Genomic DNA, 14,453 nt, shown 5'->3' with positions numbered 1-14,453 from the left:
GCCGAAGCGACGCAGGAGCGAGGGTCACGAAGGGTCCGGTGACCTTTTGGCACATGGCCGGACCACCTCAGATGTGCGGCACCGGGCAGCCGGGCTTGAACGTGCCCAGTTTCTCGATTTCGTAGCCGTTCGGGTAGCCGCGCACCTGCGGAGTCTGCCGGCCGAACATCGGTTCACGGCGCGGCGGAAACAGCAGCGCGATCGCCAGGCCACGCGCCTTGAGCCCGCCGCGCACCACGACCTGCTCCACCCGCGTCGGCCGCGGATACCGGAACGCCACCCGCAGCCGATCGTCCATGAGCGCGAACGAGATTCGCCGCACCGCCGCGCGCGGCAGCAGATGGAACGGCGCGAACGTACCCAGCAGGTCCAGTGTCGAGTCCGCGACTTCCCGTGCCTTGGGGGAGTAGGTGAAATGGCCGATCTCGTACTCCTCCATCAGCTTTTCGAATCCCGCGTAGTCTTCGGGAATCCCCTTGATACCCATACGTTTTCCGAGCAGCCGGTAATAGTCGGTGAGTGCGGTGACCTCCCGGTCGGTCAGGTTGCGCCACTCGTAGCTGTTGATCCAGTCCACCGGACACACCACGAATGTCGACAGCACGTACAGCATGTCGTCGTTGGAGATGTCATACATGCCGTGCATCTCATTGACCCGCCGGATCCCGGTGCGCCCCATCGTCGACGACACGCCGTGCTCAATGGGTGCGTCGAGCAGCAGCACCGTGTCGTCGTAACGCTTCTGGGTGTGTTCGGTGAACTGGCGGGTGTCGCACAGCAGATCGCCGATCGACGGGACCGCGTACGTGCGGAACAGCGCGAAACTCAGCGCCTGCGTGTTGCCCCACGGAAACTCGCGACTGATCAGGTCGCGCACGATCGACTCGAAGTCTCCGTCGTCGCGGGCGGCGATCTCGTCGCGCAACGCGAAACGCCGGGCACGTCGCGCGCGCAATCGGGCAGTGAGAGACGTGGCTGTCGTCATGTGATGTAGATTACCGCCACTCACCGGAACGGCGGACGGTCGTCGACCCGGCTGGAGAGACGGCCGGCGGTGCGCCAGGCCCGTGCCACCAGGTCGGCGTCGTCGGGGGTGATGAGGTTACCCATCACCCGGACCACCATCGACATCAGCCGCGCCGACCGCATCCCGGGCCGTCCCAGGGCGGGTACCGCCTGCGGCACCGTGAGCACCCCGGCCAGCCTGCGTGCCGCCGAGAACGCGAGCCCGTAATGGTCGGTCAGTACGTCGCGCCAGCGGGTGGTGTAGTCGTCGGCACCGAGCAGTTCGACGGCCAGGCGCCCGGTCTCCATCGCGTAGTCGATGCCCTCGCCGTTGAGCGGGTTGACGCAGGCTGCGGCGTCGCCGATCAGCATCCAGTTGCGCCCGGCCACCCCGGTGACCGCCCCGCCCATCGGCAGCAGCGCCGACGCCACCCGCATCGGGACGCCACCGATGCGCCATTCGTCGCGGACGAACTCGGTGTAGTGCTCCAGGATCGGCCGCAGTTGCATGCTCGCCGGACGTTTGGCCGTAGCCAGCGCCCCGACCCCGATGTTGAGCAGGCCGTTAACGTTGCCCTGGCTGCCGAGTGGGAACAGCCACCCGTAGCCGGGCAGCAGTCCGCCGTCGGGGCCGCGCAGTTCCAGGTGCGACCCCATCCACCGCTCATCGGCGCGTTCGGACGCCACATATGCGCGGGCGGCCACCCCGTATGCGGTGTCGCGGTGCCACTGCCGGCCGAGCGTCTTGCCGAGGGTCGAGCGCACCCCGTCGGCGACGATCACATCGCGCACCGCGACGTCCGACGTCCCACTCGGCCCGGCCAGCGTGACCGACTCGATCCGATCACCAGCCATCACCGCGCCGACGGCCTTGGTGCCCTGCAGCATCGTCGCCCCGGACGCGACCGCGTGCGCCCGGATCTCCTCATCGAGTTCGGTGCGGGCCACCGCGCTGCCGTGTGCGGGAAACCGTCCCGACGGCCACGGCACCTCCCGCGTCGCCCCCCACCCGGCCAGACGCAGCCCGTCGATGCGTGGCCTGCCGTCGAGTAGCGAGCCGAGGCCGAGGGCGTCGAGTTCGGCCACCGCGCGTGGGGTGAGGCCGTCGCCGCACGTCTTGTCCCGCGGAAAGGTGGCCCCGTCGATGAGTGTCACCGCACGTCCGGCGGCCACGGCGTGTGCGGCGGCCGCGGCGCCGCCGGGGCCCGCCCCGACGACCAGAACGTCCACAGGTTGGGGTTGGTTGCTCACCCGACCAGTATGTCGGCAGCCGGTAGCGGTTACGCTCACAGGCAGTGTGACGGCCATCGACGGCTGTTGCGGGAGACCAACGAGATGGGGCGGCACGGGACGTGAAGTCGACTTTCGCCGGACTTGACCTGGGCACCGACGAGTTCGCCGAGGTGGTGCGGTCGGCGTTGGCAGACGTCGAGGACCTGCTGATCACCGAACTGTCCTCGGGCGACGCGATCATGACCGAGGCCGCCACCCACCTGGCGAAGGCCGGCGGCAAACGGTTCCGGCCGATGTTCGCGATCCTGGCCGCCCAGTTCGGCCCCGACCCGGGCAGCCGGGACGTGATCACCGCGGCGACGGTCGTCGAGATGATCCACCTGGCCACCCTGTACCACGACGACGTCATGGACGAGGCTCCGATGCGCCGTGGCGCGCAGTCGGCCAACGCCCGCTGGACCAACAGCATCGCCATCCTGTCGGGCGACTTCCTCTTCGCGCGGGCATCGCGACTGGTGTCGACGCTCGGCCCCGACGCGGTGCGGATCATCGCCGAGACGTTCGCCGAACTGGTCACCGGCCAGATGCGGGAGACCGTCGGCGCGACCGGCGACATCGACCCGATCGACCACTACCTGAAGGTGGTGTGGGAGAAGACCGGCTCGCTGATCGCTGCCGCCGCCCGGTTCGGTTCGATGGCCGCCGGTGCCGACCCCGACAGCATCGAGCGCCTCGCGCGGATCGGCGACATCATCGGCATCGCCTTCCAGGTGTCCGACGACATCATCGACATCGCGTCGGCCACCGGCGACTCGGGCAAGACCCCGGGCACCGACCTGCGTGAGGGCGTGCACACGCTGCCCGTGCTGTATGCGCTGCGCGGTGACGAGCCGTCGACGCCAAGGCTGCGGGAGCTGTTGCTGGACCCGGCCGGCAAGCCGCGTGCCCTCACCGCCGACGACGAGGTCACCGAGGCCCTGAAACTGCTCACCACGTCATCCGGCATGGCCCAGGCGCACGCCAAACTGCATTCGTTCGCCGACGAGGCCCTGGCCGAACTGGCCCGGCTCCCGGAAACACAGGCCACCGGCGCCCTGTCCTCTCTGGTCCGCTACACCATCGACCGCACCGGCTGAACTTCTCAACACGGAACCTGACCGCACCTCACGTACGTTTGACAGTGTGAACCGGTGATGTACCGGTGTCGGACGGTGGAAGCGGGTGGGTGATGCATTTCAACGGTCTCAAGACGGCGGTGCTGCTCGGGGTGATGTCGGCGATCATCATCGGGATCGGCGCGATGTTCCGGAGCCCGCTGATCCTGCTGGTCGCGATCGTCTTCGCGGTCGGCATGAACGGCTACGTGTACTTCAACAGCGCCAAGATGGCGCTGAAGTCGATGCGCGCGCAGCCCGTCACCGAAGTGCAGGCGCCGATGCTGTACCGGATCGTGCGTGAGTTGGCCACCACGGCACACCAGCCGATGCCAGCGCTCTACATCAGCCCCACCGAATCACCCAACGCGTTCGCGACCGGCCGCAACCCGCAGAACGCCGCGGTGTGCTGCACCGCGGGGATCCTGCGACTGCTCAACGAACGCGAACTACGGGCGGTCCTCGGGCACGAACTGTCGCACGTCTACAACCGCGACATCCTGATCTCGTCGGTCGCCGGCGCGATGGCGTCGGTGATCACCGGCATCGCCAACTTCGCCTTCATGCTCGGCGGCAACCGCAACAACGGACCCGGTCTGCTCGGCATGATGGCCATCTCACTGCTCGGACCGATCGCGGCGACCGTCATCAAAATGGCCGTGTCGCGCTCGCGTGAGTTCCAGGCCGACCAGTCCGGCGCCGAACTCACCGGTGACCCGCTGGCGTTGGCGTCGGCGCTGGCCAAGATCTCCGGCGGCGTCGACAGGGCCCCGCTCGCCCCCGAACCCGCGATCGAAGCTCAGAGTCACCTGATGATCGAGAACCCGTTCCGCGGCGGCGGAATGACCCGGCTGTTCGCCACCCACCCGCCGACCGAGGAACGGATCGCCCGGCTACAGGAGATGGCGCGCAGGGGTTGACGCGCTATCGGTAATTCACGAATTGCAGTGCGATCCCGAAATCCTCGCCCTTGAGCAGCGCGATGACGGCCTGCAGGTCGTCGCGCTTCTTGCTGGAGACCCGCAGCTCGTCGCCCTGGATCTGCGCCTTGACACCCTTGGGGCCCTCGTCGCGGATCTTCTTGGAGATCTTCTTGGCGTGCTCGGAGTCGATGCCCTGCACGAGGTTGCCGGCGATCTTGTAGGTCCTGCCCGACGATGTGACCTCACCGGCGTCGAAGGCCTTCAGTGAGATGTCTCGCCGGATCAGCTTCTCCTTGAACACCTCCAGGCCGGCCTGGGCGCGTTCCTCGGCGTCGGAGGTGATCACGATGCCCTCCTCGCCGGACCACGCGATGGTGGTGTTGGTGCCACGGAAGTCGTAACGCTGCGACAACTCCTTGCCGGCCTGGTTGAGGGCGTTGTCGACCTCCTGGCGGTCGACCTTGCTCACCACGTCGAACGATGAATCAGCCATGACCGACAGGGTAGCGGTAGGCGCGGGCGCGCCCGGCACCGAGTCCCCGCACTGCGGCCTCGTACAAGGGCCTCTCACCAGGCGATTTGCGCGACAGGGCATGGTTCGTTGTATTCTTCACCGCGTTGTTCTCATCGGTTCCGGCCGAGACGGAACGGCACGGCAGGTTGCCCGAGCGGCCAAAGGGAGCGGACTGTAAATCCGTCGCGCAAGCTACATAGGTTCGAATCCTATACCTGCCACAACGTGGTCACTCGTCGATGACAAGCGCGCCCCGATCGCCCCAACAGGCGATTTGGAGCGTGTGAGGATCGGTGTGTAACCTCGTAAAGGCTCTCGGGAAGCCCACAAGGCATCCCGGGTACGCCCCCTTAGCTCAGTCGGCAGAGCGTTTCCATGGTAAGGAAAAGGTCGACGGTTCGATTCCGTCAGGGGGCTCGCTGGACCGACCAGTCCACAGGGCGGTGTAGCTCAGCTGGTTAGAGCGCACGACTCATAATCGTGAGGTCGAGGGATCGAGTCCCTCCACCGCTACACACAACGGTGCATCGCGACGAGTTCGGTTCTCTGAACAAGTCGTGGGCCGACCGAAGACCATACACCCGAAAGAAGATTGCAGTGGCCTCCTCAACCGATGTTCGCCCCAAGATCACCTTGGCATGCGAGGTGTGCAAGCACCGTAACTACATCACGAAGAAGAACCGTCGCAACGATCCCGACCGCCTGGAGATCAAGAAGTTCTGCCCCAACTGCGGAACGCACCAGGCGCACAAAGAATCGCGCTGACACAGTTCACCCACCGAATCTTGAACCCATAGCGCAAAACCGCGGGCTGCCTCGAAAGAGGTGGCCCTTCGGTGTTGTTGTGGCCCGTCCGATGAAGGAGACCACCGAATGAGCCAGGTGTCTGCCGAAGAGTTGCAGCAGCGTGCATTGGCGTTCCAGAGCGGTGAGAAGTTCTCTCCCGATGAGCTCGCGGCGCGGACCGCCGAACTCGTCGGCTACCACTACACGGTGGACGACTACTTCGAGGTCGGCCGCGAAGACGTCCGCCGGCACGCGCTCGCCGTCCAGGACGCCCACCCCGTCCACTGGAACGAGGCGAAAGCGAGTGAACTCGGTCACGACACCCTGATCGCCGCGCCCACCTTCGTCTCGATCATCGGCGTCGTCGCACAACGCAAACTGTTCGACGAGGTCGTCGTCGGCTACGACCTGTGGTCGATCCTGCAGACCGACCAGCGGCTCATGTACCACCGGCCCATCAAAGTGGGCGACCAACTGGTGTGCGATGTGACCCTCGACTCGTTCCGGCACGTGACCAGCCCCGAGATAGTCGACCTGATGGTCACCAAGAACGTCATCTGGAACCAGCACGACGAACCGGTGATGACCACCTGGACCTCGCTCGCCGCCCGTCCCGGGCTGGAGATCGACCCCGAGCTGATAACCTCGCTCGACCACGTGATGATGAAGGTCGACACCATCCCCGACCCCGGCATCACCGTCGCCGCCGGCCGCGAACGCAAACCCGACCCCACCGAACTACCACCCGCCTACAGTGCGATCGATTTCGACACACTGACCGTCGGACAGGAACTGCCCGACAAACGGTTCCTGCTCACCCGCGGCAACCTGTCGAACTACGCCGGCGTCGCCGGTGACCCCAACCCGATTCACTTCTCCGACCACGTCGTCAAGGCGGCCGGCCTCGAGGGCGTCGTGGCCCACGGCATGCAGACGATGGGCCTCGGCGCGAGCTACATCTCCGAATTCATCGGGGACCCGGCGGCGTTCTGCGAGTACAACGTGCGCTTCACCAGCATGGTGTACGTACCCGAGGACGACAGCGCCGCCGTCGACTTCACCGGCAAGGTCAAATCCCTCGACCCCGAGACCCGCCGCGGCACCATCGCCATCGTCGCCAAGCAGGGCAACCGCCGCATCTTCGGCCGCGCCCAGGCAGTGGTGCAGTTCAACTGATTGCACCCGCTCGAAGGGGCGTTTTGGGTTCGGAGGCGGTCGTGATCTACACTGAAGTGTCGATTGAATTGACTTGCGCGCTGCCCTGAGGGTGGCGCGTTGATTCTGTAGGACGTAAGTCCCGCAGAACGTTCTGTAGGACACAAATCCTGTAGACATGGTCAGGCACAATGGACTGTGGCCATCTCGGTGGCCGCAAAGGGGCGTAGCTCAACTGGCAGAGCAGCGGTCTCCAAAACCGCAGGTTGCAGGTTCAAGTCCTGTCGCCCCTGCCCTGGACAGGGCACACGTTGACGAGAGGAACCTCGAAGGTGAGCAAGCGAGACCGCGCTGCCCGGGCCAAAGGTGCCCCTGACGCCGCCGACTCGGTGGTGGACGACCTCGAGACCGACCTCCCGTCCGACGACGACGCCGAGCTTCGCCCGCAGGGTAAGCGCTCGGCACGGGGACGCCGTGCCGCGAGCGACGGAGGATCATCCGTCGCCGTCGCCGAGCGGAAGAAAGATGCTCCGGAGTCGGCGAGTGCCAACCCGTTTGTCCGGATCTGGACGTTCCTCAAAGAGGTCGTCGCCGAACTGAAGAAGGTCATCTGGCCGACGCGCCGGGAGATGATCACGTACACGATCGTCGTTCTCGCGTTCGTCGTGATCATGACGGCCTTCATCGCCGGCATCGACATCGCCTTCGGCAAGGGCGTCCTCTGGCTGTTCGGCTGACACCGGGCCGTTCACGCCGGACAAGACCGCACCGGATGCACCACATCCGATCGAGACCGGCCGGCAGCGCCGCTGCTGACGACCAGCAAGTGAAAGAGGAGCGTGGGCAGCAGTGAGCACCCCCGAGAACGAGATCGAAGCGACCGAGGCGCTGACCCCGGACGCCGATGCGGTGGACGCTGCTGACGTCGACATTGCCGATACCGAGCCGGTAGCGGACGAGACCGCCGCTGCCGATGAAGCCGCCGCCGAAGACGCTCCCGTCGCTGAAGAACCTGTCGCAGAAGAGCCCGTCGAGGTCGATCCGGTCGAGGAAATGCGCAAGCAACTGCGTCGCGCGCCCGGCGACTGGTACGTCATCCACAGCTACGCGGGCTACGAGAACAAGGTGAAGGCCAACCTCGAGACCCGCGTGCAGAACCTCGATGTGGGCGACTACATCTTCCAGGTCGAGGTGCCGACCGAAGAGGTCACCGAGATCAAGAACGGTCAGACCAAGAAGGTCAACCGCAAGGTGCTGCCCGGATACATCCTGGTGCGGATGGAACTCAACGACGAGTCGTGGGGCACCGTCCGCAACACCCCGGGTGTCACCGGGTTCGTTGGATTGACCGCGCGTCCGTCGCCGCTGACGATCGAAGAGGTGCTCAAGTTCCTCGCGCCGCCGGCCGCCGCCAAGAAGCAGTCGGCGACCAAGGCCGCCAACGACAGCGTTGAGGCCGCAGCCGCCGCGGTGACCGCGGTCATCGAGGTCGACTTCGAGGTCGGCGAGTCGGTCACCGTCATGGACGGTCCGTTCGCGACGCTGCCCGCCTCCATCAGCGAGGTCAACGCCGAGCAGCGCAAGGTCAAGGTTCTGGTATCGATCTTCGGTCGCGAGACCCCGGTCGAGCTGAACTTCAACCAGGTCGAAAAGATCTGACGCGCGCTCCCACAGCGGAGCGGTCACATACTTCCACGCCTCCAGCGGACGTGGATTCGCAAGAAACAAACAAGGAACAAGAATGCCTCCCAAGAAGAAGAAGCTTGCCGGGATCATCAAGCTCCAGATCCAGGCAGGTGCTGCCAACCCGGCACCGCCCGTCGGCCCCGCACTGGGCCAGCACGGCGTCAACATCATGGAGTTCTGCAAGGCGTACAACGCGGCGACCGAGTCGCAGCGTGGCAATGTCATCCCGGTCGAGATCTTCGTGTACGAAGATCGCTCGTTCGACTTCAAGCTGAAGACTCCGCCCGCCGCGAAGCTGCTGCTCAAGGCAGCCGGTGTACAGAAGGGCTCGGGCGAGCCGCACACCAAGAAGGTCGGCAAGGTCACCCTCGATCAGGTCCGCGAGATCGCCAAGACCAAGCAGGAAGACCTCAACGCCAACGACATCGATCAGGCCGCGAAGATCATCGCCGGCACCGCCCGTTCCATGGGCATCACCGTCGAAGGCTGATAGCCGCCATTTTCCGTGGGAGGGCCGGCTCGGTCCGCACCACACACCCCGCGTCGTCATAGCGGAGAAAGAACAGAGCACATGAGCAAGAAGAGCAAGGCCTACGCCGAAGCAGCGGCCAAGGTCGACAAGTCCAAGCTGTACAGCCCGCTGGAGGCTGTGAAGCTCGCCAAGGACACCTCGTCGAAGAACACCGACGCGACCGTCGAGGTCGCGATCCGCCTCGGCGTCGACCCCCGTAAGGCAGATCAGATGGTTCGAGGCACCGTCAATTTGCCCCACGGAACGGGTAAGACCGCCAAGGTGATCGTGTTCGCCGTCGGTGACAAGGCCGCCGAGGCCCTGGCCGCCGGCGCCGACGAGGTGGGCGCCGAGGATCTGATCGAGAAGATCCAGGGCGGCTGGCTCGATTTCGACGCCGCGATCGCCACCCCCGACCAGATGGCCAAGGTCGGCCGGATCGCGCGTGTCCTGGGCCCGCGCGGCCTGATGCCCAACCCGAAGACCGGCACCGTCACCCCCGACGTGACCAAGGCCGTCAACGACATCAAGGGCGGCAAGATCAACTTCCGCGTCGACAAGGCCGCCAACCTGCACTTCGTCATCGGCAAGGCCTCGTTCGACCCGGCCAAGCTGGCCGAGAACTACGGCGCCGCCTACGACGAGATCCTGCGGTCCAAGCCGTCCGCGGCCAAGGGCCGGTACCTGAAGAAGGTCACCATCACCACCACCACGGGCCCCGGCATCCCCGTCGACCCGGCCGTCTCGCGTAACTTCGCCCTCGAGGCCGACGCCTGATCAGGCAGTAACGCACGTACCGATCGGCCCTCTGACCAATTGTCAGGGGGCCGATCGGCATTTCGGGACGGTGCTTGTTGCCGGTGGGTTCGACCGGAGCCACGCCCGCATGTGGGGGTCAGTACGCGCTAAATGTCACTGGGCTGCCTCGGTCATTGCCGGCGCCATTTGGTGATGGTTTGAAGGGCACGAGTAGTGGACGACTAGTTTGTGGGGTTGCGGCCGCCCCGAAACTTGAGGCACGATTCAACTGTGACCGATGGCGCGGACAGATCCTGGACGTACGAGCTCAAGCGTGACGACCTGGGCACCTCACGTGTGGTCGAGACGTCGCTGGATGCGCTCGCCGACGGCGAGGTGCGGCTCAAGGTCAGCCGGGTGGGCCTCACGGCCAACAACGTCACCTACGCCGTCCTCGGCGAAGCCTTCGACTACTGGGAGTTCTTCCCGGCCGCCGACGGCTGGGGAATCGTGCCGCTGTGGGGGTTCGCCGACGTGGTCGAATCGACCGTCGCCGGGGTTGACGTCGGGTCGCGGTTCTACGGGTACTATCCGGCCGCAGGTCATCTCGTTGTGCGGCCCGGGCGTGTCGACTCGCGCGGATTCCGCGACGCGAGCAAGCATCGCGAGAACCTGACGTCGCCGTACAACGCGTATGCGCTCAGCGACACAGACCCGCTCTATGACGTTGCCACCGAGGAGCTGCAGATCCTGTTCCGGCCGCTGTACTGGACGTCGTTCATGTTCGCCGACTGGATCATCGACAATCGGCTGTTCGGCGCGCAGTCGGTGATCATTTCGTCGGCATCGGCGAAAACGGCCTACGGCACCGCATTCGAGTTGGACCGCAAGGACGTGCGGGTCATCGGACTCACTTCGCCCGGCAACAAGGACTTCACCGCCGGTCTCGGCTGCTATGACGAGGTGTTCACCTACGACGAGCTCGACAACCTGCCCGCCGACACCCCGGTGATGCTCGCCGACTTCACCGGCAAACAGTCCCTGCCGGGCACCTTGCGCGACCACCTCGGCGACGCGTTGGTGAAGGTCGCCATCGGCGGCATGACCAACCAGCAGTCCGCATCCGTCGGCACCATCGACGACGCGGGCACCGAAACCGCCGACCACCCGGTCACCTTCTTCGCACCCCAGCAGATGCGCAAACGCTTCCTCGACTGGGGCCGCGACGGCATCACCGACAGATTCGCCGAATCCTGGAACGCCTTCCTCCCCGTCGCCGACACCTGGGTCACGGTCACGGTCGGCGACGGCCCCGAAGGGCTGGAAAACGCCTGGCACGACGTCTATTCCGGCCACGCCGACCCGGCGGTCGGCCATATCATCAGCTTCTGAATGAAACTATGCGGACTTGTGGATCACAGTCCGGGGGATCGGGCCCGAACCTCAGACGTCGATCGGCCGGAGCAGGATCGCGGTGGTGTCCGTTTGGCCGCCGTTGCGGCATTCGCTGAGCGCCGAGTAGGACCGGGCCGAGCGCCCCTTGGACGACCAGTACACGACGCGCGTGCTTCCCGGGGAAACCTTTGTGGGGGTTCGAGACTCGTACAGTGGGCGGCCCGCCGAGGCGGCTTTGGCCCTCGCCCGCGTTGCCGACTTGCGGGCATCCGGCTTCTTCTGCTGGGCGCGCTGTGTCTCCGACAGGTTGCGCAGGTGCGCGGCCCGTCGCAGCGTCGTGACCTTGCTTGCGGGGTATATCCGCACCGTGCAGGTGATCGTCCGATCCAGCGGGTTGGTGTAGATGATCCGCACGGTGCCCGCCACCGTCTGGCCCGAAGCCGAATGCGCGGGAACGCTCACCCAAGCACCCGCGGTACCCGCGGTGAGCGCACTGGCAGCGACCGCCGCACCGGTGGCGGTGACGGCCACGCGGCGGCGAAAGGTGAGTCTCATCCGGCTTCTCCTGGTACGACGGCTTTGCCGGACCATCTTGCCACCTCCTCGCCGGGCCATCCCCGACCGGGTCGTTCGGGGCTCTGGTCGTCTGCCCGTCGACTTCGAGCTACTTGGGGAAGAGTGCCGGTTGGAGCGGAATGGTGTGCAGTGTCGTCTGGTTCGGCTTCAGGCGCGGGTCGAGAAGGCAGCCGCAGTCGATCTTCGGGATGAGCGGGTATTCCGGTACGACGACGGTCTTGCTCTTGCCTGCTTCGGGAGTGCCGGTGCTGTCGGCGGAGGCCAGGGTACCGACGGTGCCGGCGGCGAACACTCCCGTGGCGGCGAGGCCGACGACGATGGTGGCGACACGCCTGCGGCGGACGGTGGTTGCCGGTGCGGACATGAGAACCTCCTGCGTGAGAACTCTTGGCGTTGCTGTGACCCCTCTCATGTTTGTGTCGCCGAAGCCCCGTGCCACGCGTAGCCGACTACCCGAATCTCTGCGGGTGCCACGCGCCGCGCCCGCGTAGTCGCGCGGTCGATCGTGGTCGACGGGTGCCCTCAGCTCACCGCGTAGGGCTGTGGATGGTGATGGATTTATCCGCAGAATTGGGTGATTCGGAATTCCGTGTGGTTGATCGGAGTCTGTGGGTGGCCCCGATCAACCACTGCGCTGGCTTTCTGGGGAACCTCAGCGTGACCGTCAGCGGTACTTGGGTGGCGTGACCTTGATGGTCGGTACGGTCAGTTTGGGTTTCGGTGAGGTGATCACCTTCGGGATGTTCGTGGGGATCGTCAGGTATGACTGGGATATCGGGAACGCATGCGCGTCTCCGTCGGTCGCGGTGCCGGACGGGAATGCGTCGCTGCAGGCCGTCAACCCGGCGTACGGAGGGTTCGGGAAAAGTGAAGTGGCGCCGAAGGCTTTGACTTCAACTACGAGCTTCGTCGACCGGATCGTTACACTCGTGGCCGAACTGGAGCCCACCTTACTCAACGTCGACTGGTCCGCGATGACCTTCTTCATCGCCGTGTCCGCACCGGCGTGATCGCCGTTGACAGCGGCCCGCCAGTACTCGTTCAGGTGATCAGCGACGACGGTCAGCGTCGGCAACGCCGAGCGGGGCGCGATCACGATGTCGCACCGGATGCGGCGGGGCAGTGGATTGCTGAGCGTGATAAAGATGCGTTCGTTCTTCCAGACCCCGGAGCCGGCGTGACCGGCGGCCGTCACCCATGCGTCGGCGGGGCCGGAGCCTGCGAACAGGCTGTAGGCGGCGGCGACGCCGACGACGGCGGTTGTCGTGCACTTTTGTATGAAAGACTTAACGCTTGACATGATGCTCCCTGAAATCGGTTCGGTAGGTGGACAACTGTGCTGCGGTCCGGACAATCTCATCGTCATTTGAGCCGCGGCACGACCTTGGGGATGTTCACAGGAGGCGCGAGGGTGGTGGTCGGGATCTGGGCCACCGATCGGACCGGGAACGCATACGCGTCGCCGTCGATTGTTCCGCCCACCCATCCGCTGTTGCGGCAGAGGCTCAGCGCCGCATACGGCGGGTTGAGGAAGTACCCTGTGGCCCCGCGTGCGTAGATGACGACGGTTCGAGATGATGTGGCCGGGACCGTCACCGACTCATTGTTGGTCGTAGTGAAATTCAGCAGGGTGACCTGTTTGAGCGCTGCGACGGCATTGTTGTTGTGAGTAGTGGCCCCGCTGTGGTCACTCTTGGCATCCGCTGCGAATGCCGCGTTGAAATGTTTCGATGCGGTTGTCAGTGCGGGAAGGTCTTTCGCCGGGGTAATGAGAATTCCGCAATCGATCGGTTTGGTAAACGGATTCTTGAACGTTGCGTAAATGTTCCTGTGTGCCAGTACCGCTGATCCGGCGTGGCCGGGTTGGGTGGTCCAGGCTCCGGCGGGCCCGGCCGCGAGTGCGGCCGAGGCGGTGACGACCGCGATGGCAGTGGTGGCGGCGCAGCGACGCCAGGTCGATGACTTCAGGATTAACATTGTGGCCTCCCGGGTTGTGAGATGTTGCCGATAGCATTGCTCAGGTTCCGGCGATCGTCGCGAGTAGTCGACTACTCGACTGAACGCGCCTCCTGCTGATCGTCGTCGGTGCTGTTGCTGGTGGCACGAGTAGTGGACTACTTGACATTCGAGAGGGTCCGAACGGGCGACGTGCGGGCAGGTTATCCGCGGGCCACGGCCGGTAGGCGACGGCCTCGTCGCTTCTCCGATACTGAAACGAGAGTCGGCCCAACCCCGTTCGCCGGGTGGGCCGACTCATCGATCTGGTGAGATCAGATTTCTCATTCCTTATCGATGCTTATGCGTCCGGACCAACTGTCCAGTTTCCCGGTGTTGCAGCCGCCGTAGACTCCCTTGGCCTGCACGCTCATCGTGTGCATTCCCTTCCGGAGGTGGGTATCGATCTTCATCGACTGCCCGGGCCGCAGTCGGTTCGTCTGCTCGGGGTAGTCGTCGATATAGATGGTCGCGTAGATATCCGAGCAATGGGTGGGATCCGCCTTGAACTTGAGAATCACGTGACCGGATCCGGGGTAGTTGACATGGAAATCCTGCGAGATTTTATTGCGGCAGACCTGCGGATTGGTGATCGGATTGTCGCAGTGAGCCACTTTCGTGGTCTTGGTGATCACGTCAGCCGAAGCCGGGCTGGACATTCCGAGCAGGGCTACTGTCGACGAGGCGGCGGCGAGAGCGGCGGCGGTAAGACGACGAGTGTTCATGGTGTCCTCCTGAAGAACGGGGTATGTCTTCTGTTTTCTTGATATTGACGAAGATAG

The 14,453-nt window shown here is 65.0% G+C and carries 17 protein-coding genes and 4 tRNA genes; 13 read left to right on the top strand and 8 right to left on the bottom strand.

Annotation, left to right across the window (positions count from 1 at the left end; translation table 11 throughout):
- Nucleotides 1-67: 67 nt before the first annotated feature.
- Both KDB67_RS06700 and KDB67_RS06695 read right to left on the bottom strand, forming a co-directional pair.
- On the bottom strand, nucleotides 68-985 hold the full coding sequence (locus KDB67_RS06700; RefSeq protein ID WP_291013942.1) for an oxygenase MpaB family protein: 918 nt from the start codon (nucleotides 983-985) through the stop codon (nucleotides 68-70).
- Nucleotides 986-1,005: 20 nt separating this feature from the next.
- A complete protein-coding gene (locus KDB67_RS06695; RefSeq protein WP_291013939.1) occupies nucleotides 1,006-2,256 on the bottom strand; it encodes a geranylgeranyl reductase family protein in 1,251 nt (416 codons plus the stop codon).
- Between the two features lie 101 nt (nucleotides 2,257-2,357).
- Here KDB67_RS06695 and KDB67_RS06690 point away from each other — a divergent pair, with 101 nt between their 5' ends.
- Nucleotides 2,358-3,374, top strand: a complete 1,017-nt coding sequence (locus tag KDB67_RS06690; protein WP_291013936.1) for a polyprenyl synthetase family protein — start codon at nucleotides 2,358-2,360, stop codon at nucleotides 3,372-3,374.
- Nucleotides 3,375-3,466: 92 nt separating this feature from the next.
- Entirely contained in the window at nucleotides 3,467-4,312 is an 846-nt protein-coding gene (gene htpX, locus KDB67_RS06685; RefSeq protein ID WP_291013933.1) for a zinc metalloprotease HtpX, read from the top strand.
- A gap of 4 nt (nucleotides 4,313-4,316) precedes the next feature.
- Here htpX and KDB67_RS06680 read toward each other — a convergent pair whose 3' ends face one another.
- Nucleotides 4,317-4,808, bottom strand: coding sequence for a YajQ family cyclic di-GMP-binding protein (locus KDB67_RS06680; RefSeq protein WP_291013930.1), 492 nt, complete (start codon nucleotides 4,806-4,808; stop codon nucleotides 4,317-4,319).
- 161 nt (nucleotides 4,809-4,969) lie between these two features.
- Between KDB67_RS06680 and KDB67_RS06675 the strand changes: the two genes are divergently transcribed.
- The 11 genes from KDB67_RS06675 to KDB67_RS06625 all read left to right on the top strand — a co-directional run bounded on the left by KDB67_RS06675 (nucleotide 4,970) and on the right by KDB67_RS06625 (nucleotide 11,097).
- A tRNA-Tyr gene (locus KDB67_RS06675) sits at nucleotides 4,970-5,050 on the top strand.
- A 123-nt stretch (nucleotides 5,051-5,173) separates the two neighbouring features.
- Nucleotides 5,174-5,246: transfer RNA gene (locus KDB67_RS06670), tRNA-Thr, on the top strand.
- A gap of 22 nt (nucleotides 5,247-5,268) precedes the next feature.
- Nucleotides 5,269-5,342, top strand: a tRNA-Met gene (locus tag KDB67_RS06665).
- Between the two features lie 84 nt (nucleotides 5,343-5,426).
- The gene (gene rpmG / locus KDB67_RS06660; RefSeq protein ID WP_005188102.1) at nucleotides 5,427-5,594 is read left to right on the top strand and encodes a 50S ribosomal protein L33; all 168 of its coding nucleotides are present in this window, start codon (nucleotides 5,427-5,429) and stop codon (nucleotides 5,592-5,594) included.
- Between the two features lie 108 nt (nucleotides 5,595-5,702).
- Nucleotides 5,703-6,791: a fused (3R)-hydroxyacyl-ACP dehydratase subunits HadA/HadB gene (locus KDB67_RS06655; RefSeq protein ID WP_291013925.1), complete on the top strand. Its 1,089-nt coding sequence runs from the start codon at nucleotides 5,703-5,705 to the stop codon at nucleotides 6,789-6,791.
- Nucleotides 6,792-6,990: 199 nt separating this feature from the next.
- Nucleotides 6,991-7,063, top strand: a tRNA-Trp gene (locus tag KDB67_RS06650).
- Nucleotides 7,064-7,102: 39 nt separating this feature from the next.
- On the top strand, nucleotides 7,103-7,507 hold the full coding sequence (secE, locus tag KDB67_RS06645; RefSeq protein ID WP_291013923.1) for a preprotein translocase subunit SecE: 405 nt from the start codon (nucleotides 7,103-7,105) through the stop codon (nucleotides 7,505-7,507).
- A 112-nt stretch (nucleotides 7,508-7,619) separates the two neighbouring features.
- Nucleotides 7,620-8,429, top strand: a complete 810-nt coding sequence (gene nusG, locus KDB67_RS06640; RefSeq protein WP_291013921.1) for a transcription termination/antitermination protein NusG — start codon at nucleotides 7,620-7,622, stop codon at nucleotides 8,427-8,429.
- A gap of 82 nt (nucleotides 8,430-8,511) precedes the next feature.
- Complete coding sequence (rplK, locus tag KDB67_RS06635; protein WP_291013918.1) at nucleotides 8,512-8,946, top strand: 50S ribosomal protein L11; 435 nt, start codon at nucleotides 8,512-8,514, stop codon at nucleotides 8,944-8,946.
- A gap of 81 nt (nucleotides 8,947-9,027) precedes the next feature.
- Nucleotides 9,028-9,744 (top strand): 50S ribosomal protein L1, encoded by a 717-nt coding sequence (rplA, locus tag KDB67_RS06630; protein WP_291013915.1) that lies wholly within the window; start codon nucleotides 9,028-9,030, stop codon nucleotides 9,742-9,744.
- 252 nt (nucleotides 9,745-9,996) lie between these two features.
- Nucleotides 9,997-11,097: a DUF2855 family protein gene (locus tag KDB67_RS06625; protein ID WP_291013913.1), complete on the top strand. Its 1,101-nt coding sequence runs from the start codon at nucleotides 9,997-9,999 to the stop codon at nucleotides 11,095-11,097.
- 51 nt (nucleotides 11,098-11,148) lie between these two features.
- On the opposite strand, the gene KDB67_RS06620 is transcribed toward KDB67_RS06625, so the two are convergent.
- From KDB67_RS06620 to KDB67_RS06600, 5 genes are all read right to left on the bottom strand, one after another.
- Nucleotides 11,149-11,655 (bottom strand): hypothetical protein, encoded by a 507-nt coding sequence (locus KDB67_RS06620; RefSeq protein WP_291013911.1) that lies wholly within the window; start codon nucleotides 11,653-11,655, stop codon nucleotides 11,149-11,151.
- A 109-nt stretch (nucleotides 11,656-11,764) separates the two neighbouring features.
- Nucleotides 11,765-12,040: a hypothetical protein gene (locus tag KDB67_RS06615; RefSeq protein ID WP_291013908.1), complete on the bottom strand. Its 276-nt coding sequence runs from the start codon at nucleotides 12,038-12,040 to the stop codon at nucleotides 11,765-11,767.
- Between the two features lie 300 nt (nucleotides 12,041-12,340).
- Nucleotides 12,341-12,976, bottom strand: coding sequence for a hypothetical protein (locus KDB67_RS06610; protein WP_291013905.1), 636 nt, complete (start codon nucleotides 12,974-12,976; stop codon nucleotides 12,341-12,343).
- A gap of 62 nt (nucleotides 12,977-13,038) precedes the next feature.
- Nucleotides 13,039-13,653, bottom strand: a complete 615-nt coding sequence (locus KDB67_RS06605; protein WP_291013904.1) for a hypothetical protein — start codon at nucleotides 13,651-13,653, stop codon at nucleotides 13,039-13,041.
- A 302-nt stretch (nucleotides 13,654-13,955) separates the two neighbouring features.
- A partial coding sequence (locus KDB67_RS06600) for a hypothetical protein (RefSeq protein WP_291013902.1) occupies nucleotides 13,956-14,453 on the bottom strand: 498 nt, incomplete at its 5' end.

Origin of the sequence: Gordonia sp. (in: high G+C Gram-positive bacteria) (genome assembly GCF_020438995.1) — a bacterium.
Lineage (GTDB): Bacteria > Actinomycetota > Actinomycetes > Mycobacteriales > Mycobacteriaceae > Gordonia.
Note: the sequence above shows the minus strand (reverse complement) of the source record. Positions and strands in the feature narration are given on the sequence as shown.